The sequence below is a fragment of the Mesobacillus maritimus genome, assembly GCF_023715205.1.
Classification (GTDB): domain Bacteria; phylum Bacillota; class Bacilli; order Bacillales; family Cytobacillaceae; genus Mesobacillus_B; species Mesobacillus_B maritimus_C.
In genome coordinates this window covers 169,352-192,017 of sequence record NZ_JAMBNR010000010.1, presented here as the reverse complement: position 1 = coordinate 192,017, position 22,666 = coordinate 169,352, and the positions used below count along the sequence as shown (strand labels likewise).

The window sequence follows — 22,666 nt, the reverse complement described above, 5'->3', positions numbered from 1 at the left end:
AGCCCACTTATTTCACCCCCTTTTTACTAATGCGATCGATAAACCAACGAATAATATAACTTGATGCAACGAAAATAATAATGAGTGCAATAATAATGTCGACTAATTCATTCGGTACCCCTGCTTCAAGCGGCATGTTTAAAGCACCGACCTTTAACCCACCGAATAAAATCGCTGCGAGAATTACCCCAATCGCTGTATTTCCACCAAGAAGAGCAACGGCGATTCCATCGAAACCAACACCGGTAAAGCCTCCCTTAACAGCGGCATAACCAAATGTACCTAAGCCTTCCATCGCACCGGCTAGTCCAGCAAAGACACCTGAAATAACCATTGATAAGATAATATTACGTTTTACATTCATTCCAGCATATTGGGATGCATGTTCATTGAATCCTACAGCACGCAATTCAAAACCGGTTGTTGTCTTTTCAAGAATAAACCACATGATAATTGCACAAATAATCGCAATGGTGATTCCCCAGTGCATCCGGGAATAATCTGTTAATACTTCGAAAAACGGTGAACGTAATGAAGCTGATTCTGCAATCATATCGGTACGTTCTTTCCCATCTGAAAGGACGCTTCGAATAATTTCATTTGTCACATACAAAGCAGTATGGTTTAACATAATCGTAACGATTACTTCATGAACGCGGAATCTTGCTTTTAAATAACCAGGAATAAACGCCCAAAGAGCACCAGCTACTCCAGCTGCTAAAACGGCTAAAGGCAAATGAATGATTCTCGGCAGATCAAAACTAACCCCTACCCAAACCGCAGCTACCCAGCCAACTAGCATTTGTCCTTCAACCCCGATGTTGAAAAGACCGGTTTTAAATGCAAAAGCAACCGCGAGCCCGGCTAAGATATATGGAGTGACTTGACGAACGACTTCCCCAACAAAATACACATCACCAAAAGCACCGTTCCAAAGAGCCGTGTACGCAGCAATCGCATCATAGCCACTAACAATCATAATAATCGTTCCAACTAATACTCCTAGTAATACAGCAATGACAGGGGTTAGCAAGTTTTTCATTCTGCTAGACATTTGCATTTTCACCTACTTCCTTCTTCTTTGAACCCGCCATTAGCAATCCTAATTCCTGTTCCGTTGTTTCTTTAGGATCAACAATCGCAACAATTTCACCTTCATAAATAACCGCAATCCGGTCACTTACGTTCATGATTTCATCTAGCTCAAACGATACAAGTAGAACTGCTTTGCCGTTATCACGTTGTTCAATTAAACGCTTATGAATAAATTCAATCGCACCAACATCTAATCCCCGTGTCGGTTGAGCAGCTATCAAGATATCTGGATTTCGATCAACTTCACGTCCAATAATGGCCTTTTGCTGATTTCCTCCTGATAATGCTCGCGCAGGAGTGTACTCGCTTGGCGTCCGCACATCAAACTCTTGAATTAATGCTCTTGCTTTATCGTAAATCTTCTTGAAATTCATAACTCCAGATTTAGAGTAGGGCTTTTGGTAATACGTTTGTAGAACCATATTTTCTCCTACAGAGTAGTTTAGAACGAGCCCATGTTTATGACGGTCTTGAGGAATATGACCTAGACCCGTTTCCGTCACTTTTCTTGGTGAAAAATTCAGGACGTTTTTCCCGTTAATTTTCACCCGTCCACTTTCAGCTTTACGAAGTCCCGTGATGGCTTCAATTAATTCTGTTTGACCATTGCCATCGACCCCGGCAATCCCAACAATTTCTCCAGCACGAACAGATAGATTAAGATTTTTAATAGCTTGAACGCCACGAGCATCCTTGACATTCAAGTTCTCAACTTGCAAAACCTCATGGGCAGGATTTGCTTCTGTTTTTTCTGTTTTGAACACAACATCCCGACCTACCATAAGACTCGCTAATTCCGTAGGGTTGGTTTCGCTAACATTGACTGTTCCGATACCTTTTCCTTTTCGAATAACCGTTACTCGATCACAAACCTCCATAATTTCCTTCAACTTATGAGTAATCAAAATAATGGATTTGCCTTCTTTAATAAGAGTTTTGAAGATTTGTATTAACTCTTTTATTTCTTGTGGTGTTAATACCGCTGTAGGTTCATCAAAAATCAAGATATCCGCACCACGGTAAAGCGTTTTCAGTATTTCAACGCGTTGTTGCATCCCAACGGAAATATTTGCAACCTTCGCTTGGGGGTCAACAGCAAGACCATATCTTTCGGAAATTTTGCGAACTTCCTCTTCCGCTGTTTTAATATCAATAAATCCACCCTTGGTTGTCTCTTTCCCAAGAATGATATTTTCAGTGACTGTAAACGTATCAACAAGCATAAAATGCTGGTGAACCATGCCAATCCCTAGTTCATTTGCAACATTTGGGTCCGTTATTTTAACAGTCTCGCCTTTCACTTTAATTTCTCCTTCTTCAGGCTGATACAACCCAAAGAGAACGTTCATGAGCGTGGATTTTCCCGCACCATTTTCCCCAAGCAGCGCATGGATTTCTCCTTGTTTCAATTGCAAAGTAATATTATCGTTCGCAACGAATCCTGAAAATTCTTTACGTATATTGAGCATCTCAATAACATATTCCACTTTTTTCACTCCCCCAAATAAGGTGAAAATTCAGGTAGTAAGAGGTCAGACCTTTTTGAATTTTTAAAAAAGGACTCCCCCGTAAAACCTTAAATGAAAAACAGAAGCCTTTCTGTTCTTCAGTTAGGATTTTCGTTCATCCTGAATTCTTAACACCGGCGCCTCGATTCACAAGGCGCCAGCATCAAAACTACATAAATATTTTTTAACAGTTCACAAGTCTTAGGTCAAACCACCTATGAAAGAAGCAAAAATTTTACCCTTTCATAAAAAAACTTAGTAGTAATCCTTTTACTCTAATGAGAAAGTTTTAAGTTCATCAAGCGTACCAGGGATCTCTAAGTCACCGTTCTTAATTTTCTCAGTGAACTCAGCTACTTTTGCTTCGATATCCGCTTTTGCAGGTACTGCGTCATTAATTGGTGCTAAGCCAACTCCATCATCCGCTAGAGTATAAACAGACGTTTCGCCTCCAGGGAATTCTCCTGCTTTTGCTTTTTCAGAAATATCTTTAACCGCTACGTCTACACGCTTCAATGCAGATGTAATAATGATGTTCTGTTCTTCACCATCGATTTCTACTACACCTTCAGCTGCTTGGTCAGAGTCAACACCGATTGCCCATACATTACGATCAGGATTTTTTTGTTTAAGGTCACGCGCTTCTTTGAAGAGACCATTACCAGTACCACCGGCTGCATGGAAAATGACATCTACGCCAGAAGAATACATCTTAGACGCAATAGATTGTCCCATTTCAGCTTTGTCAAATGCTTCAGCATATTGAACTTCTACTTCAGCGTCAGGATTAACCGCTTCAACACCAGCAATGAATCCAGCTTCAAAACGTTCGATAACAGCACCTGTTACTCCACCGATGAACCCAACTTTATTAGACTCAGTTGTTAATCCAGCAGCAATTCCAGCTAAGAAAGAAGCTTCTTGCTCTTTGAAAAGAATGCTCGCTACGTTTGGTTGATCAACAGCACCATCAATGATAGAGAAGTTATAATCTTTTTGTTGACCAGCAATTTCATTAATAGACTCTTCCATCATGAAACCAACACCGAAAATTAGGTTATAGTTTTTACGAGCTAAAGAGTTTAAGTTTGTTGTATAGTCAGCATCTGATTGGGATTGTAAGTAAGTATATCCGTCACCTTCTGCAAGGTTGTTTGCCTCACCAAATTCTTTAATCCCTTTCCAAGCTGATTGGTTAAAGGACTTATCGTCGATTCCACCGACGTCAGTAACCATTGCTACGCTAAATTCTTGTTCTGTTTTTTCACCAGTTGTACCTTCTTTTTCGGCTTCTTCAGTGTCGCCACCACCACAAGCGCCAAGAATTGTTCCAGCAGCCAAAATGAGCGACATGGTTAAACCAAATTTACGCTTTTTCACGTTAGTACCCCCTAAGGATTTTGTTGGTTAGATTTAGTAGAAATGGGATTTACCAACAAGCTAACGCTTTCAGTCTCATGAATTTTTAGACTCTTTTTCTAAAAAAAATTAAATTCTCTTTCTCAAGACATGAAAGCTGAACTTGTCGGCTTTAAAATAGTTGACCGAATACAAAATTGGATTGTCCATTTCATCATAGTGCATTTGTTTGAGCACCAGCAGGGCCGTTTCAGGTTCACATTCAAGTATGGGTGATACCTTGTCGTGGAAACCAATTGGTTCAATCTGCGCTACTGCGTAAGAAATTTTCCTTTCAGACCCTTCTTCTAAAATTTCAAAGATTGACTCTCTCTCATAGGTAAAAGGACCTGGGAAAATCCGAGAAGGAAACTTATCTACACAGTAAACTACCGGGTCTCCATCTGCGGTTCTAACTCTTTCAATGACATGAATGTCCTCTTCTGGTGAGCAGTTAAACCGGCGAAGATCTTCATCAGACGGTCCAACAACCGTTGAGCTTAAAAATACAGTCCCCGGTTTCATCCCAACCTGTTCAATCATGTATGTTACACTATTCAGCTGTTCGATCCCTGAGGTAAACACGGGCCTAGAGTGAACAAATGTCCCAACTCCATGTCTACGAATAATAACGTTTTCTTCTTCAAGAATACGCAAAGCCTCTCGCAGCGTAGCCCTGCTTACACCCAGTTTTTTTGCAAGGTCAAATTCAGATGGGAGTTTTTCTTTTTCTTTGTAAACCCCATTTTGAATATCCTGCTTTAAGTGATCAATCACTTGAAGGTATAAGTGACGGTTATCTGACTTGATTGACATAGGACTTCCTCCAACCGTATTCTCCAGACATCAGACATCTGATGTATTACATTTCTACTAATCGAAATTACTATATCATTTTTTCATTTATAAATAAATAGAGTTTCAAAATTTTGTCGAAAAAAGGAAGGGATTTCGTATAGGGTAGCATAATGTTCATACACAATGTCATAAAAGCTGATATAATAGTTGATTGTGTTTTTCTAATTGAAAAAAGTGCCTCAAATGGCATTACCACTTGAGACACTTTGTATCATTTATATCTTGTTTTCCGTATGCCTTTTTCCTTAAACTTTGTTGCCTTTAGAGATATAAGGTAAGTAACTTTTGATTAGGAGAATATAGCCTGTAAACTTAGTATGAATGGCTTATTCTGCGTTAGTATCAGCTGCAAGATTTTAACTACATTCTTTCCGTAAAAAAGACCCACGAACCTATCCCTGATTATGAACTCGCTTCTTCGGATTTTGCAATGAGAACTGTTCGTGGTTTACTTCCTTCATAAGGTCCCACTACACCTCTAAGTTCCATTTCATCAATCAAGCGTGCTGCACGGGAATAACCTATTCGGAACCTGCGTTGTAGCATCGAGACAGAAGCCGTTTGCATATCAATAATTAAATCGACAGCATCTTGATATAACTCATCTTGCACATCAGATGCTGTTGTTTCTGGAATTTCATCTGGAATCATTTCTTCTTGATATTGTGCCTTTTGCTGACCAATGACGAAATCGACAACTTCTTCGACTTCTTCATCTGAAAGAAAAGCCCCTTGTAAACGGACAGGCTTTGAAGCCCCTACTGGTAAAAATAACATATCCCCTCTACCTAATAGCTTCTCTGCGCCCCCCATATCTAAGATGGTTCTAGAGTCTGTAGCAGACGAGACAGCAAAAGCAATTCGTGACGGAATGTTCGCCTTAATGACTCCTGTAATAACATCAACGGATGGTCGCTGTGTCGCAATTATTAAGTGAATACCAGCTGCCCTTGCCATTTGCGCAAGTCTCGTAATCGCATCTTCCACATCTGAGGAAGCAACCATCATAAGGTCCGCTAACTCATCGACAATTACGACAATGTAAGGAAGCAACGGCTGTTTTTCGCCCTCTTCCTCATTGGACCTTTTCACATGTTCATTATATCCTTCAATATTTCTTGTTCCTGTGTGTGAGAATAATTCATAGCGGCGTTCCATTTCACTAACGACCTTTTGAAGTGCTTGTGACGCTCGTTTCGGATTCGTCACTACGGGAGCAAGTAAATGTGGAACCCCATTATAAACATTCAATTCAACCATCTTCGGATCAATCATCATTAACTTTACCTCATGAGGCTTTGCCCTCATAAGAATACTTGTAATAATCCCATTAATACATACACTCTTTCCACTACCTGTTGCTCCAGCAACCAGAAGGTGAGGCATTTTGTTTAATTCAGCAAGAACTGCTTCTCCTGTAATATCACGACCGAGGGCAATTTGAAGTTTCGCATCTGGTTTATTATTTCGTTTCGCTTCAATAACTTCACGTAAAGACACCATCGCCACTTCTGAATTTGGCACTTCGATCCCGATTGCCGACTTACCAGGAATTGGAGCTTCAATCCGAATATCTTTCGCAGCTAGTGCTAAAGCTAGATCGTCATGCAAACTCACAATCCGACTGACTTTCACCCCAACATCAGGATGCACTTCGTACTTGGTTACGGCAGGCCCTAAATGAACTTGCGTCACTTTGGCTTTCACTCCAAAACTTTGGAAGGTACGTTCAAGTTTAGCGGCATTTGCATGGATCAATTCATACTCACCACTTTGATCAGTTTTATTCGGACGCTTTAGTAAACTAAGTGGTGGTAACTCATAAGAAGTGTTTTCTACTTCAGTAAACGTAATCGGCGGTCCTTGTTCTTCTTCCTGAGCCCCGTCTTCCTTTGTTCCGCTTGTTCCGCTCTTATTTCCTTTTGCTACATCATTTTTCTTTTTCTCTTCCTTTTGTTCTACCTTATCTTCTAGTACAACTTCTTCAGGATAAGCTCTTTCCGCAAAACTCGAAATGATTGGTTCAGTCGTAAGTGGTTCTTCTTCTTCAGATTCAACTTTAATAGGAGACCTTCGCTTCCTTGGTTCCTTTTTTTCACTCGCCACTTCATTATTTTTTGCTTCTTGTTTTTCGGCCCTTTTACGAGTAAAGTCTTGCTTCCAACTTTTCATATCTTCTAAAAAAGCTTGCCACTGCCGCCCAATAAAGTTAACAATACTCGTTATAAATTTCCCGGCTGTATCCCCAAATGTCCGACCTGTTATCAAGATAATTCCAATGAGAATCGCTAGAAATGCAATTAACTGAGAGCCGACAGCATCGAATAAAAAATAAAAAGTTGCAAAGAGGACAGCTCCGATCATTCCCCCACCAAGATCGGCAGTGCTTGTTTCTCCTCTGACCTCCATTTTATAAAGGTCCCATGTATTCGCTATGACACTCGGGTTCTCAAATTGGCCACCATTCGATAAATGTTCAAACAAAGTGACATGGCTTAGTAATAAAATGGATCCGATGATTAAATATGTACCGAATAACTTAATCTGAAACAGAAAAGGGAATGCCCGTTTCCACATAATATAGAAACTAAAGATGACTAGGCCAATAAGGCTAAGCATGTACCATTCTCCCATGAAGAAACGGAAGAACAAAACTACTGCTGTTCCAACGGCACCTAAATTTGCCATCGCAATAACCGCCAAGGCAATTAGTATCAGACCGCTAAGTTCAAATTTCAATGTTGTTTTAATTGGTTCGTTTTTGCGACTTTGTCGCTTCTTTCTTTTTGCCATCTAATCACCTTACAATCTAGTCTTCATTTCATCCTACCTAGCAATTTGTTAAAGCAAACAAGCAGCCTTTCTCGGCTGCTGTTGTTGGATTACATTTTATTATAACATAAGGTCCCGAGTGGTTGGTCAAACATTCGTTCTATGAAAGGGAAATTTTTGTACCTGGGCTGCACGCTTCATTTAAATAATGTGATGGATCCGTACTCATGACCCGAACAATGCGATAATTCATCCCATCTTCTTGTTCAGCCAAAACAGGAACCCCTTGATACTGAACGAGCATTTGGTTAGAGGCTCCTTGTTGCTCCGCTGCTTCTTCAGGATAAACCAGTTCACGGGGCATCATGGTGTACAAAATCATTGGATCATCCCCTCATCTTGATCTTTGTTTAAATCTATTAATTCGTTTAATTTTTTCATAGCGGCACCTAGACCACCAACTTCATTAATTAACCCTGCTTCGACTGCATCTGATCCAACCACATTTGTCCCAATGTCTCGAGTTAAATTCCCTTTCGCAAACATATACTCCTTAAACGTTTCCTCCGGGATATTGGAGTGTTTCGTTACAAAGTTAATCACGCGCTCTTGCATTTTATCTAAGTACTCAAACGTTTGCGGAACACCAATGACGAGGCCAGTTAAACGAATTGGATGAATGGTCATTGTAGCTGTTTCCGCAATAAACGAATAATCACAAGAAACCGCAATCGGAACCCCAATCGAATGACCTCCACCAAGAACAATCGAAACAGTTGGTTTCGACAAAGACGAAATCATCTCGGAAATAGCCAATCCTGCTTCCACATCCCCACCAACTGTATTCAAAATCACCATTAACCCTTCAATTTTCGGGTTCTGTTCAATGGCTACAAGTTGTGGGATCAAGTGTTCATATTTTGTTGTTTTATTATGAGGAGGAAGTTGTACATGACCTTCAATTTGACCAACAATTGTCAAACAGTGAATTTTACTATCTTGCGAAAGCTGTGGCACATTTGTCTGCCCTAGCTGCTGTATTTTCTCAAGCAGAGGAGACTTTTCTTCCTTTTGTCCCTCCTGCTTTTCTGGTTGTTGTTCATTCATTTGCATCTCATTTACCCCCTACAAACATGATATCAATTAGTATAAACAATCCTGCAATTTTAATGCGGAAGGGGTTTCTATTTCTGTTTAAGTTTGTTCTTAAAAGGAGGTCTTTTACAGGTCTTTTTAAAAATATTTCTTTGTTAAATACTTAAGATTAGCGAACTTACGAATGTTGGATGTTTCATGAGTATTTGAATAGATAAAAAGAGGAGTCTCTACCGAAAGCTAACAGGTTCCGATACTCCTTAACTTGATTAACGAGTGATATTTAAAATAAGCGGGTATTATTCAGTTAAACTGCAGAATAACGCTTGGTACGAGGAATATAAGCGGAGAATTTCCGATTAAGCATAGCAAAATTACCCTTTTTCACGTTTTTCGAGCCAAGGATATAAAAAATGGCTCAGTATAGTAAACTGAGCCATTTTTTATTATAGAAACATAAATAAAAAAGCTGTAAAAACCGGGTAACATTTTGGATTGCATTTTTAGATTATGCGTCACCAAGCGGAACCTGTCACCCGCGCTTCCTCTTCTTTTAGTTATTTCACTTCCATTAAAATTGGCATAATCATTGGCCGGCGCTTTGTTTTATTGAAAAGATGATAGCTTAAGGCATCTCTCATTTCTTGTTTTAAGCTTGCCCAATCAAATGAATCACGTGAAATGACTTTTTCCACAACCTCTTTGACAATTGCTTCTGATTCACTCATGAGCTCCTCAGATTCTCTCACATAGACGAAACCTCTAGATATAATTTCTGGCCCCGCGATAATGGTTCGTTCAGAACGATTAAGGGTAACTACCACAATCAAAACACCATCTTGGGAAAGAAGTTTACGGTCTCTTAACACGATGTTTCCAACATCTCCAACACCAATTCCATCAATCAGAACATTCCCTGCTGGGACACGGTCTGCTTTCCGCATTTTCCCATCAACGAATTCAATTACATCTCCTCGATCAGGAATGGTCATGTTCGTATCTGGAATTCCACATTGTTGGGCAATTTTTGTATGTGCCTTCAGCATTTTATATTCTCCATGAACAGGGATAAAGAATTTAGGATTCATAAGGTTAATCATAAACTTAAGCTCTTCTTGACTTCCATGGCTAGATACATCTTTTAATCCTCTACCAAACAACACTTCAGCCCCAGCTCGGTAAAGTAGATCAATTGTTTTATTTAGATAAACTTCGCTGCTCGTAAGTGGCGAAACAGGGATAAGAACCGTATCTCCTTGTTGAATATTTACAACTGGATGATTTCGCTTTGCCATCTTTTCGAGCGCTTCAATTGGCTCGCCTTGGCTTCCCGTGATTAAAAACAACAGTTCACTGTCATGATACTGATTGATTTCGTTAATTGGACACATCTGATCTTCTGCGACTTCTAAGTATCCTAGTTCAATCACTTTTTCGATCGTCCGTTTTAAGCTCTTTCCAACAAGGACAATTTTCCGATTACTTTCTAATGCACTATGGAAAATATGCTGGATTCTGCTAATATCTGTTGCGAAGGAAGCCACAATCACTCTTCCAGCTGCTTTTTCAAACCGATGGGAATATTCTCGAGCCACCACATTTTCAGACTCGGTATACCCTGGTTTTTCAGCTCCCATACTATCAGATAAGAGGCATAGCACTCCTCTTTCTCCGATTGTTGCCATTTTTCCAATTTCTGGACGATACAGATTTGGTGCTGCTTGGTCAAATTTGAAATCACCAGTATGAACAATGGCACCTTCAGATGTATGAATACAAACAGCCAAGGAGTCAGGAATACTGTGATTGGTTTTAAAGAAAGATACATGTGCCGTTTCAAATTTAATCTTTGAGTTCGAATGAATTACTCTAAAATCAATTTTACCGCGGAAGTCCTGTTCTTTCATTTTTTCTTTTGCTAAGGCTAGGGTTAGCCTTGTCCCATATACAGGGGCTTGTACTTGTTGTAAAACATAAGAAAGGGCACCAATATGATCCTCATGACCATGAGTCAGAAAAATTGCACGCACTCTATGTTTATTTTGAATTAAATAAGTCAGATCTGGAATTACAATATCAATACCGAGCATTTCATCCTCTGGGAACATCAATCCCGCGTCTATAATGAAAATATCTCCGTCCACTTCTGTGAGATACATATTCTTACCAATTTCTCCAACTCCACCCATAGGGATGATTTTTATGCTCTCATTCTCTCTACTATTCAAGTGTAGCTTCCTCCTTGCTGAATTGGGCCGACCATGACCAGTTATAGTTATTATACTTGATGATAGAAACCCTTTACAATAGGAATCCCGTCCACAAGTTGTCAATTCCACCAAAATAGACCACTATATCAGCAAAAATAAAAGGCTGTTTTCGTAAAGTTTGTTGTTAAAATCCTAAAACCGATTTTTCGAGGAATAAGCCTTTCTCTGCGCTACTACTTAGTTTGTAAGCTCTTTTCTCCTCTTGAAAACAAATTTGGAATGGAATCATAGCTAAATTATTCTATATTTCCTTTAAAAAGCAATAATTTTTGAGAAAGAAGCCAAATAAAAAAAAATCAACCAGCAAAAGCTGATTGATTTTTTCTTATTTTTTTACTAGCTCATAAATCTCGGCTCGTTCTTGTTCATTAAGTGGAACTAGTGGCAATCTCACAGATCCCACATCCAGACCAATTAATTGGAGTGCTGTTTTAACTGGTGCTGGGCTAGGAGCTTTAAATAGTCCTTGCATAATAGGAAGTAATTGCTGATGAAGTTTTGCTGCCTTTTGGACTTCGCCTTCTAGATAGGCCTTCACCATCTCTTGCATTTCATTCCCGATAATGTGGGAAGCAACAGATACAACGCCATGTCCTCCAACGGATAGAAGTGGCAATGCCAATCCATCATCACCGCTATAAACGATAAAATCATCAGGTGTATTTGCAATGATTTTCGTAACAGCATTCAAATCCCCACTGGCCTCTTTAACACATACGATATTCGGCACTTCTGCCAACCTAATAATAGTCTCTGGTTGTACATTGACGACCGAACGACCAGGGATGTTATACAACATAACTGGAAGGTCCGTACTTTCAGCTACTGCTTTAAAGTGTTGGTATAACCCTTCTTGATTCGGTTTGTTGTAATATGGGGCAACAACCATAATAGCGTCGACACCTAAACTTGCCGCCTTTTTTGTCAGTTCAATGGAGGCATATGTGTTATTACTGCCTGTTCCAGCGATAACTGGAACACGCTTATCTGCTACTTTTACTACATGACTAAATAAAGCAATTTTCTCTTCTTTTGTTAAAGTGGGAGATTCACCTGTTGTCCCTGCTACAACAATGGATTCTGTACCATTGTTGATTAAATGATTGACCAACTGAGTCGTCTTTGTAAAATCGACATGTCCTTTACTATCAAATGGAGTTACCATTGCTGTCGATATACGGCCAAATTGGACCATTTGATCCACTCCTTTACTTTAGTACCACTCCATAGAATCCTTTCGTTTGGTAAGAGATTTCCCTCACAATCGAAACGTTCAGTTGAGCCTAAGGAGTTGACTACCCGGTATTCTTAGCACACTAAACTTCTTGGTGAACCTCTTCTAAATGAAATGCATCGTGCAGAGCATTTACAGCAAGAATGAGGTCCTTCTCCTTGACCAGTACCCAGATTGTCGTATGACTATCAGCTGATTGTAAAATTCGAATTCCCTTATCGGATAAGGCCATCACTATTTTCGAAGTGACGCCTGGTACACCTGCCATTCCTGCTCCAACCACCGATACTTTTGCGCACTCTCTTTCAATGACAGGTTCATGGCCAAGGTTTTCTAAAATCGTAATCGCTCGTTGCGTCATTTCCTCTGAAACCGTATAAACAACACCTTTAGGCGATATGTTGATAAAATCCACTGAAATATTTTCATTTGCCATCGCTTTAAATACTTCAGACTGAAGGTTGTACTGTCCCTCTTTCGCAAATACTTTAATTTGCGTTACATTGGAAACATGTGCAATTCCCGTAACCGGTCTTTCTTTTATATCCGCACCCTTGGTCTGCTTCATATTCTTATCTGTCACAAGCGTGCCTAGGCCATCCGAATAAGTAGAACGAATTCGGATTGGAACCTTTGCTTGCATGGCAATCTCCACTGCTCGAGGGTGAATAACCTTTGCACCTTGATAAGCCATATTGCAAACCTCTGTGTAAGTTACAACCGGAAGTGGTCTAGCATTTTCAGCAATTCTTGGATCTGCTGTCATAATCCCTTCAACATCTGTAAAGATATCAATCCGTTCAGCGTTCAGAGCGGCTCCAAGGGCAGCAGCAGAGGTATCACTACCTCCTCTACCAATTGTCGTGATATCCCCGTTTGGAGCAGCCCCTTGAAAACCAGCCACAACTACAACATCGACTTCTTCTAGTTCCTTCAGCAAGCGATCGCATTTCATATCAAGGATCTTGGCACTCATATGCTCCCTGTTTGTTAAAAATCCTGCTTGGGCGCCTGTAAGGGCAGTAGCCTTAATTCCATCTGCGTGTAGTTGATCTGTGAAGACCACACTTGAAATGATTTCACCACATGAAAGGAGCAAATCATATTCTCTAGGTTTTAATTGATTATTGGTTTCGCTAACAAGGGAAAGTAGAGTATCGGTTGCATACGGTTCCCCTTTCCTTCCCATTGCCGACACAACGACAACCACTTTATATCCTTCTGAAATTGCCTTTTTGATATGATTAATGGCTTGCGCCCGACTTTCATCACTTCGAACGGACGTGCCACCAAATTTTTGGACGATTATTTTCATCGTTACACCTCAAAGATGCTCTATTAAAATTTAAACTTCATTTCTCACTTATTCCTTAACTAAGCCAAGCTCGACTAGTTTTTCTGCGATTTGAACAGAGTTCCAAGCCGCTCCCTTAAGTAGATTATCAGAAACAACCCACATATGGAAGCCTTTCTTATTGTCTAAATCTTTACGGATGCGTCCGACAAAAACATCGTTACTTCCTACACAAAACGCAGGCATTGGGTAAATTTGCTCGGATGGATTATCTTGTAAAACAACGCCAGGCGCATCGGCAAGCAATGTCTTGATTTCATTTGCATCAACACCTTCTGCGTCGATTTCAAAATAAACAGACTCAGAATGCCCTGTTCCAACCGGAAGACGTACACATGTAGCCGCTACTTCAAGCTCCTGCATATGCATGATTTTTTTCGTCTCGTTAATCATTTTCATTTCTTCAAAAGTGAAGCCATTTTCTTCAAATTTATCAATTTGTGGAATCGCATTAAAAGCAATTTGATAATGCTTTTCAGCCGATCCTACCGGAAGGATATTCGCTTCTGGTTCTTTGCCATCTAAGATTGCTTGAGTTTGTGCATACATCTCTTCGACAGCAGCAGCCCCAGCACCAGAAACCGCTTGGTAGGTAGAAACAATTACTTTCTTCAAACCATATTTTTTACGCAAAGGCTCCAATGCTACGACCATTTGAATCGTCGAGCAGTTAGGATTTGCAATAATTCCATTATGATTCTTTAGGTCTTCTGGATTGACCTCTGGAACGACTAGTGGAACATTTTCGTCCATACGATAGGCACTAGTATTATCAACAACAATTGCTCCACGCTTAGCGGCTTCGGGCGCAAGTGCTTTTGATACACTCCCTCCAGCACTGAAAAGAGCAATATCTACTCCTTCAAAACTTTCTGGTTTTGCCTCTTCTATCGTAATATCCTGCCCCTTGTAAACAGCCGTTTTTCCAGCTGAACGTGCAGAAGATAATAATGTTAGTTTTGAAATTGGAAAATCCCGATTTTCTAATGTTTTAAGCATTTGTTGACCAACAGCTCCTGTTGCTCCGACAACTGCTACATGGAATCCTCTCTCTTGTGCCATTCATAGTTCCCCTTCCAAAGTATATTACCAGCTTAAACCGGTTATAGAAATATGAATAGGCAGACGTATTCAATCGAATCAATCTGCCAATTGTATATTTTCATTTATTTTATCATATTCAACCACGAAGGAAAGGGGATTGGCAGATTTTATTTCGGTAAAGTAACAAAGGGATTATCTTTTTCCTTTTCGATCAGAATACCGTCACTGACTGTCGCGATACTTTTCTACAAGAACAGGCTGAACTTGACGGCCTTCCATTGCTGAAAGAATGGCATCTCTTGTTGCACTCATTCTTGCCACCAATGAATTTGGTTTTTTGGTTGGGTCATCTTGACCGAATGGGATAAAATAAATATTTTTAGTAGACATCAACCGCATGATATTTACACCATTTAAACCTAGTGCATCATTAGTAGAGATCCCTAGAACGACTGGCTTCTGATTCCTAAGTGTCGCTTTTGCAGCCATTAAAACGGGAGAATCATTTTGCGCGTTCGCAAATTTGCTCAATGAAACACCTGTCATCGGAGAAATGACCATGCAATCAAGCGGATATTTAGGACCAAGTGGCTCTGCATCAACAATGGAATTGATTAATTTATTCCCAGTTAAATCGACGATTCTTTGGACCCAATCTTCTCCTTTTCCAAATCTAGTATCAGTAGACTGAACAGTATGAGAAACGATTGGTACAACGTCTGCTCCTTCATTGACTAACTTTTCAATTTCAGGAAAAACTTCATCATATGTGCAGTGAGAACCTGTTAATCCAAATCCAATTCTTTTCCCTTTTAAACTCATGCTTGATTCTCCTCCCTCTTTTTCATATCCTCTTTCAAAAGCTTAATCAAGACATTGGCAAGAATCTGACCTGCCGTCTTCGGGGCAACAATCCCTGGAAGACTTGGGGCTAGTAACGCTTTAATTCCCCGTTTTTCGGCATACCGAAAATCCGTGCCTCCTGGCTTGGAAGCCAAATCGATAATGAGGGTGTGAGCTGGCATTTTTGAGATAACCGACGCCGTCACAATTTGCGTTGGAATCGTATTGATACAAATATCAACGTCTTTCATATTTGATTCAAGATCACTGAGGTCAAATGCTATGAGACCCATTTCAGTAATTCTCGCTTTATGCTCACTTCTTCTAGCACCAACTCTCACTTTTGCTCCTAACGACTGGAAAGTACGTGCAACTGTTACACCCACTCTTCCTAAACCTAAGACTGCGACATTTGAGCCATGAATGGTAAAGTCAGTGTGTTGGATGACCATCATGATGGTCCCCTCTACTGTCGGAATTGAATTGTAAATAGCAACATCGTCTCGTTCAAATAATTTCACAAGCCGTCGATTGCTTTCGTTTGTGATTCCATCCAAATATGGGTTGCTAATTCCCGAAAACACAATCGCATGTGCAGGAAGCTGTTCGAGCATTTCTTTTGTTAAAATAATTTTTTCACTCGAAAATACTGTATCAACTAGACCGTCTTGGTCTGTTCCTCGTACAGGCAAAATAATCGCATCCTGTACAGTAAAATCTATCTCATCTATTTTTTCTTTGCTTGCTCCAGTAAAGGCGTGATCCAATTGCTCAAAGCCAACTAATGATAATTTGGCATCATGCTCTGTTAGTTGGCGAATAATCTCCAACTGCCTGGCATCACCGCCAATTACAGCAATTTGCATTCCTGTCAGCATAAGAATTATCACCTTCTTTACAATAGTCGAACAGGAATTTTTCTATTTACTTCAACATCATATGTCATAGGTGACTGAAGGGTGAGTTATCCGCGGATTTCCTGATTGAAAACAGGAAAAAGCCTGCGGTTAAAGGAAAAACGAGACGTTTATAGGATACGAATGAGCTTGGAAGGAAAAAATTTCATCCAATATTTTTAGGATGATGATAGTCGGACAAGGAGTTTTAAATGAGGAATAATGAGGTCCTCCAAAGAATGTTGACATCAATTTAGTTTCGATACTAAAAGGCTGTTTTCGTAAAGTTTGTTGTTAAAATCCTAAAGTCGATTTTAACGAGAATTAAGATCTTCTCTGCGTTACTACTTGGTTTTCAAACTCTTTTCTCCTCTTATGTACAAATTTGTCATGGAAGAGTAGCCGAAACATTCTATATTTTCTTTAAAAAGCAACTATGTTGGAGAAAAAAGCCTACAAAAAAAGACTAGCATTCTCTGCTAGCCTAAGTTTCGTCCTCAATATCAACAATGACCATATCTGTACCGATTTTTGTTATCTGCTTCCATGGCACCCTTAATTCTCCGCCATGGCGTTTAAGACCAAACCACTTAACCGAAGGAATAATGAGAGCTTTAATTTGCCCTGTTTTCTCATCTATTTCTAAATCGGTTTGTCCGAGAATCCCAAGTCTTTCCGCTTTTTTTACATCGACAATTTCTTTTCCACCTAATTCACTTAACCTCATTCTTTCCCCTCCATTATTTTATTAGGCTGATTCTGTAAAGATTGTTGTTAAAATCGGTTTATTACTTTGTCTTACTATATATGTATCGTTATCATTCATGAATTAGAAGAGCTTTGTCAAAAAACAGCGAGGAGGCTGAGAACTTCGGACAACCTTTCACTTCGTACTCTCTCTTACCCGTCCACCTGCACAAAAAAACACACGCCCTTCCGCATGAAATGACGTGTGTTCGAAATAGAAATTTTATTGCAATCCCTTCGGAAGTACTCCTTCTGGACTGATTAATGAAACCGAATATTCGTCCGTGAAAATTGAATTTGCTAAGCTGTTTACACTATTAATCGTTACTTGATCAATTTGTTCCACAATCTCATCAAGAGAGCGATGGCGTCCAAGCATTAGTTCATTCTTCCCGTTTCGACTCATGCGGCTATTCGTACTCTCAAGACTTAGCATGAGACTGCCTTTTAACTGTTCCTTACTATTCTTTAATTCTTTGTCCGTAATCCCGTCCTGGCGAAGTTTCGAAAGCGTCTCTTGAATGGTTTCAAATAAGACATCAAGCTGATTGGCCCCGGTTCCACCATAAATGGTTACGATGCCGCTATCTCTGAAAGCAGAATGGTATGAAAATACAGAGTAAGCAAGACCTCGTTGTTCCCTTACTTCTTGGAACAGACGACTACTCATGCTGCCTCCTAGTACATTATTTAAGGTAATTAAACTGTATACATCAGAGTGACCAATTTGAAGTCCTTCAAATCCAAGGCATAGATGAGCTTGCTCTGTATCTTTTTTACGGGCAACTTTTTCAGCATGGAAACCTGGTTTATGGTACTCAATCGCTTCTTTTCCTGCCTCATAAGAACCGAACAGCTTTTCAACCTCTGTGATAAACGTTTCAGGAACATTTCCTGCAATCGAAATGACCACATTTTCCGGAGTGTATGTATCAAACATATATTGATTTAACGTATCTCCAGTGAATGTTTTTAAAGTTTCTTCTGTTCCCAGAATTGGATACCCTAGTGAATGTTCATTATAAATGGCCTTGCTTAATAAATCATGAACAATATCATCTGGAGTATCTTCGTACATTTTGATTTCTTCGTAGACCACATTTTTTTCTTTGTCGAGTTCTCCAGCATCAAAAGTGGAATTAAAGAACATATCGGACAACACTTCAAGCGCATATTGAGAATGCGTGTCTAGCACTTTTGCATAGTAGCACGTATACTCTTTCGAAGTAAATGCATTGACTTGCCCGCCAATGCTATCGAAAGACTCCGCAATCTCCCTCGCTGATCTAGTTTTTGTACCTTTGAAGAACATATGCTCAAGGAAATGGGAAATCCCATTATTCTCAGGAACTTCATTCCGTGAACCGGTCCCAATCCAGACACCAATTGCAACTGATCTTACTGTAGGGATTTGTTCAAGTACAATCCGCACTCCATTTTGGCATGTATATTTTTTTATCAAAAAGACCCCTCCTTTGGAAATAGTTATAAACTATTCCTGCAATAACTTAGTATATTTCATTTTAGTTACTTTTTCCAAAACGAAGGCTTTCTTTTCATATAATTCCCGTTTATGAATTAATTCTTCCCTTTTTTTATATCCGATTTATGATTCTTCCTCTGATGCTGTTTTGTTAACCATCACTCGGTCTTCACTTAGTAATTCAGATACGGTCCCTATGTGTAAATCTTGCGCCTTTATTTCGGTAATCAATCGATCCAATGATTTTGCTGTTGAATCAGTTGGATGCATTAAAATAAGTGCACCATTATGAAGCTTTCCCGTTACTCTCTGAATTAAAACATCTGGGGAAGGCTTACGCCAGTCAATTGTATCTATGCTCCACATGACGGTACCTAGTCCATACACAGATGCAACTTTCGCCACTTCTTCGCGATAGCTCCCGCTTGGAGGTGCAAACCACCGTGGTTTTTCACCCGTTGTGGCTTCAATCACTTCATTCGTCTTTTTAATTTCACTGTGAATCCTCGCGGTTGATAAACTTTTCATATCAGGATGGCTGAAAGAATGGTTTCCTACCTCATGCCCAGCTTCTACAATCATTTTCGCAAGGTCAGGGTGATTCTTAACCCATCTTCCTTCCAGAAAAAAAGTGGCTTTCACATGATGTTTTTTCAACGTTGCTAACATATCAGATAAATATTCGTTCCCCCATGCGACATTGATGATAAAGCTAGCCATCGGTTTTTCAGGATTCCCCTTATAAATTGCTGCAGGTGGAAGTTCCGATAAATGCACTTTCGGATTGATTTCTTCCAATACTAATGAGTGTTCTGAAAACTCGCCTTCTTTTTTCATTTTCTGATACGATTTTTCAACGTTTACTTTTACCCCATTGTAACCTGGTATGGCTTTCCAAACGGGATCCATCTTTGCATCAATAGGTTCTTCTTCGTATTTTGCTGCTTTTTCGACTATTTCCCTATGTAAGGGGTCTTCATTCACCGACACGGGAATAGACTCCGCTTTAAGATAGGATAAATACTGGTCAGAAAAAGGATTACTCACCAATAACCACGCACCCATTAGGATGACGATTAGATACGTTAATTTCTTCATCCCTATGCCTCCTTCATTCGCTAGAGATCGTCCTTGTCCATCGTTCTCTATAAATTAGAGTATGAGGAGAAAAGACAAGGTAGAACGTTGTTTAGCATTCAATTAAAAGAAAGGCAGGATGAAAAGTAGTGGTGATCAAAACTCGATTAAATATCCTCATTTGAAACCGAACGTTCACGCCATTAGAGACCTTTTTCACCGAAATAGACTTTCACCTAAAAAATATCTCCAGGAAAATTATTTATGCCCAATAAAAAAACCAGGGTTTCCCCCGGGTTTTGTGAGTACGTTATTCACTTTGTGCTGCTTTTTCTTTTTGCTCTTTAAGAACAGCTTTACGGCTAAGGTTGACACGACCTTGGCGATCGATTTCCGTTACTTTAACAAGGATTTCATCTCCAAGTTTCACAACATCCTCTACCTTGCCAACACGTTCTTCTGCAAGCTCTGAAATATGAACAAGTCCATCTTTGCCATTGAAGATCTCAACGAAAGCACCGAATTTTTCAATACGTTTTACTTTACCAAGATACATTTGACCTACTTCTACTTCGCGAACAATATCTTCGATGATTTTCTTCGCTTTTTCATTCATTTCTTGATCTGTAGAAGCGATAAAGACAGTACCATCTTGTTCAATATCAATTTTTACGCCAGTTTCTTCAATGATTTTATTGATTTGCTTTCCACTTGGTCCAATTACATCACGAATTTTATCTGGGTTAATTTTCATTGTTAAAATCTTAGGAGCATATGTTGAAAGTTGCTTACGTGGCTCAGAAATCGTTGCAAGCATTGATTCAAGAATCTGCATGCGACCTTTTTTCGCTTGCTGCAATGCTTCTTCTAAAATCTCACGTGATAAACCTTCAATCTTGATATCCATTTGTAGTGCCGTAACACCTTTAGCAGTACCTGCCACTTTAAAGTCCATGTCTCCAAGATGGTCTTCCATCCCTTGAATATCCGTTAAGATGGTATAATGCTCACCTGACTTTACAAGTCCCATGGCAATACCAGCTACAGGTGCTTTAATTGGTACCCCAGCATCCATCATCGCTAATGTACTTGCACAAATACTCGCTTGCGAAGTTGAACCATTTGATTCAAGTACTTCTGAAACAAGACGAATTGTATATGGGAATTCTTTTTCAGATGGAATTACCTTTTCGAGTGCACGTTCTCCAAGAGCACCATGTCCAATTTCACGACGACCTGGTCCACGAATTGGTCCAGTTTCCCCAACACTGAATTGTGGGAAATTATAATGATGCATGAAGCGTTTTTCTTCTTCAAGACCTAATCCATCTAAAATTTGAACATCACCCATTGCACCAAGAGTACAAATGCTTAGTGCCTGCGTTTGTCCTCTTGTAAACAAACCTGATCCATGCGTACGTGGAAGAATGCCTACTTCAGATGATAATGGACGAATTTCATCGACACCACGGCCATCTGGGCGGACTTTTTCTTCGGTAATTAAGCGGCGAACTTCACCCTTAACAATTTTATCGAGGATTTGTTTTACTTGCTTTAGCTTGTCCTCATCCGCTTCTTCTTCTTCATACTTTGCAAGGACACGATCTTTCACTACTTTAATCGCATCTTCACGGGCATGCTTTTCTTGAACTTGAATCGCACTAATCATGTCTTTTTCACATAATCCACGAACTTCAGCTTCGATTTCACTATCAAGTTCAAATAATTTGATTTCCATTTTTTCCTTGCCAACTTTTGCAGCAACTTCCTCTTGGAACGCAATCAGACGCTTAATTTCATCATGTCCAAACATGATTGCTTCCAGCATCACTTCTTCTGGAATTTCGTTCGCACCCGCTTCAACCATATTGATTGCATCTTTTGTACCTGCAACCGTTAAGTGCATATCACTTTTTTCCATTTCTTCTACAGTCGGATTGATGACAAATTTACCATCAACACGACCAACGATGACACCTGCAATTGGTCCTTCAAACGGAATATCTGATACAGATAGTGCCAATGAAGATCCTAGCATAGCAGCCATTTCAGATGGACAGTTTTGGTCTACACTCATCACAATTGAAATAACTTGAACATCGTTGCGAAAGCCATCAGCAAATAAAGGACGAATTGGGCGGTCAATTAACCGACTTGCCAATATCGCTTTTTCACTTGGGCGACCTTCTCGTTTAATAAATCCACCTGGAATTTTCCCAACTGCGTAAAGACGTTCCTCATAATTTACCGTTAGTGGGAAGAAATCTAAGTTTTTTGGTTCTTTAGATGCTGTTGCCGTACTAAGAACCGCTGTGTCTCCGTAGCGGACTAGAACTGCACCGTTTGCCTGTTTGGCTAACTGACCGATTTCAACGCTCAGTTCACGGCCGGCCCAGTCCATTGAAAATATTTGTTTTTCCTGGTTCATTCATTAAGCCCCTCTCTTACTGAATCCGTTTGCAGCAGTATAAAAATCCTTCTTCTGTTGCATGTACATTCAATGTATGGAACAGTTAAATTACTGTTCATGATAAATGGGTTAAAACATAAAATTTTACTCCCTAAAGACTTACTCCGTTAATTATTATGTACAGAATAAACCAACTCTAAAATTGAAGAAGGAATATGTAATTAATTTTATACCTAAACCTTTTATTTACACAATAAAAAAGCGGGAAAAATCCCGCTTTTTACAAATTATCGACGTAAACCAAGCTTGTTGATTAAGTCACGGTAACGTGTAACGTCTTTGTTACGTAGGTACGTTAAAAGATTACGACGCTTACCAACCATTTTTAGAAGACCACGACGAGAGTGGTGATCCTTCTTATGAGTACGTAAATGTTCGTTCAATGCATTAATCTCTGCAGTAAGGACAGCGATTTGAACTTCTGGAGAACCAGTATCATTTTCGTGTGTCTTGAACTCGTTGATTAGTTCATTCTTACGTTCTTTAGTGATTGCCATCCGATTCACCTCCTAATGAATATCC

The 22,666-nt window shown here is 39.7% G+C and carries 18 protein-coding genes; all 18 read right to left on the bottom strand.

Annotation, left to right across the window (positions count from 1 at the left end):
• Positions 1 to 7: 7 nt before the first annotated feature.
• The 18 genes from M3182_RS15860 to rpsO all read right to left on the bottom strand — a co-directional run bounded on the left by M3182_RS15860 (position 8) and on the right by rpsO (position 22,641).
• Positions 8 to 1,054 carry an ABC transporter permease gene (locus tag M3182_RS15860; protein ID WP_251425906.1) on the bottom strand — a complete coding sequence of 349 codons (1,047 nt, stop codon included), beginning with the start codon at positions 1,052 to 1,054 and terminating at the stop codon, positions 8 to 10.
• Complete coding sequence (locus M3182_RS15855; RefSeq protein ID WP_251558914.1) at positions 1,047 to 2,582, bottom strand: ABC transporter ATP-binding protein; 1,536 nt, start codon at positions 2,580 to 2,582, stop codon at positions 1,047 to 1,049. The genes M3182_RS15860 and M3182_RS15855 overlap by 8 nt, the downstream gene beginning before the upstream one ends.
• A 291-nt stretch (positions 2,583 to 2,873) precedes the next feature.
• Positions 2,874 to 3,983, bottom strand: a complete 1,110-nt coding sequence (locus M3182_RS15850; protein ID WP_251558912.1) for a BMP family lipoprotein — start codon at positions 3,981 to 3,983, stop codon at positions 2,874 to 2,876.
• A gap of 108 nt (positions 3,984 to 4,091) precedes the next feature.
• Positions 4,092 to 4,817 carry a GntR family transcriptional regulator gene (locus tag M3182_RS15845; RefSeq protein ID WP_251425899.1) on the bottom strand — a complete coding sequence of 242 codons (726 nt, stop codon included), beginning with the start codon at positions 4,815 to 4,817 and terminating at the stop codon, positions 4,092 to 4,094.
• Between the two features lie 444 nt (positions 4,818 to 5,261).
• Complete coding sequence (locus M3182_RS15840) at positions 5,262 to 7,652, bottom strand: DNA translocase FtsK (RefSeq protein ID WP_251558909.1); 2,391 nt, start codon at positions 7,650 to 7,652, stop codon at positions 5,262 to 5,264.
• A 139-nt stretch (positions 7,653 to 7,791) separates the two neighbouring features.
• Positions 7,792 to 8,013, bottom strand: coding sequence for a YlzJ-like family protein (locus M3182_RS15835; protein ID WP_251425895.1), 222 nt, complete (start codon positions 8,011 to 8,013; stop codon positions 7,792 to 7,794).
• Positions 8,010 to 8,744, bottom strand: coding sequence for a ClpP family protease (locus M3182_RS15830; protein ID WP_251425892.1), 735 nt, complete (start codon positions 8,742 to 8,744; stop codon positions 8,010 to 8,012). Before M3182_RS15830 ends, M3182_RS15835 begins: the two co-directional genes overlap by 4 nt.
• A 539-nt stretch (positions 8,745 to 9,283) precedes the next feature.
• Positions 9,284 to 10,954, bottom strand: coding sequence for a ribonuclease J (locus tag M3182_RS15825; protein ID WP_285868413.1), 1,671 nt, complete (start codon positions 10,952 to 10,954; stop codon positions 9,284 to 9,286).
• Positions 10,955 to 11,321: 367 nt separating this feature from the next.
• On the bottom strand, positions 11,322 to 12,191 hold the full coding sequence (gene dapA / locus M3182_RS15820) for a 4-hydroxy-tetrahydrodipicolinate synthase (RefSeq protein ID WP_251558907.1): 870 nt from the start codon (positions 12,189 to 12,191) through the stop codon (positions 11,322 to 11,324).
• A gap of 121 nt (positions 12,192 to 12,312) precedes the next feature.
• A complete protein-coding gene (dapG, locus tag M3182_RS15815; RefSeq protein ID WP_251558905.1) occupies positions 12,313 to 13,545 on the bottom strand; it encodes an aspartate kinase in 1,233 nt (410 codons plus the stop codon).
• Between the two features lie 48 nt (positions 13,546 to 13,593).
• Positions 13,594 to 14,646, bottom strand: a complete 1,053-nt coding sequence (asd, locus tag M3182_RS15810; RefSeq protein WP_251558903.1) for an aspartate-semialdehyde dehydrogenase — start codon at positions 14,644 to 14,646, stop codon at positions 13,594 to 13,596.
• 204 nt (positions 14,647 to 14,850) lie between these two features.
• Positions 14,851 to 15,450 (bottom strand): dipicolinate synthase subunit B, encoded by a 600-nt coding sequence (locus M3182_RS15805; protein WP_251425883.1) that lies wholly within the window; start codon positions 15,448 to 15,450, stop codon positions 14,851 to 14,853.
• Complete coding sequence (dpaA, locus tag M3182_RS15800; RefSeq protein ID WP_251558901.1) at positions 15,447 to 16,349, bottom strand: dipicolinic acid synthetase subunit A; 903 nt, start codon at positions 16,347 to 16,349, stop codon at positions 15,447 to 15,449. Before dpaA ends, M3182_RS15805 begins: the two co-directional genes overlap by 4 nt.
• A gap of 502 nt (positions 16,350 to 16,851) precedes the next feature.
• The gene (locus M3182_RS15795) at positions 16,852 to 17,094 is read right to left on the bottom strand and encodes a YlmC/YmxH family sporulation protein (protein ID WP_251425879.1); all 243 of its coding nucleotides are present in this window, start codon (positions 17,092 to 17,094) and stop codon (positions 16,852 to 16,854) included.
• 243 nt (positions 17,095 to 17,337) lie between these two features.
• Positions 17,338 to 18,576 (bottom strand): M16 family metallopeptidase, encoded by a 1,239-nt coding sequence (locus M3182_RS15790; RefSeq protein ID WP_251425877.1) that lies wholly within the window; start codon positions 18,574 to 18,576, stop codon positions 17,338 to 17,340.
• A 144-nt stretch (positions 18,577 to 18,720) separates the two neighbouring features.
• Positions 18,721 to 19,695 (bottom strand): polysaccharide deacetylase family protein, encoded by a 975-nt coding sequence (locus M3182_RS15785; RefSeq protein WP_251425875.1) that lies wholly within the window; start codon positions 19,693 to 19,695, stop codon positions 18,721 to 18,723.
• Between the two features lie 289 nt (positions 19,696 to 19,984).
• Positions 19,985 to 22,102 (bottom strand): polyribonucleotide nucleotidyltransferase, encoded by a 2,118-nt coding sequence (gene pnp, locus M3182_RS15780; RefSeq protein ID WP_251425873.1) that lies wholly within the window; start codon positions 22,100 to 22,102, stop codon positions 19,985 to 19,987.
• Between the two features lie 269 nt (positions 22,103 to 22,371).
• A complete protein-coding gene (rpsO, locus tag M3182_RS15775) occupies positions 22,372 to 22,641 on the bottom strand; it encodes a 30S ribosomal protein S15 (protein ID WP_251425871.1) in 270 nt (89 codons plus the stop codon).
• Positions 22,642 to 22,666: the final 25 nt, after the last annotated feature.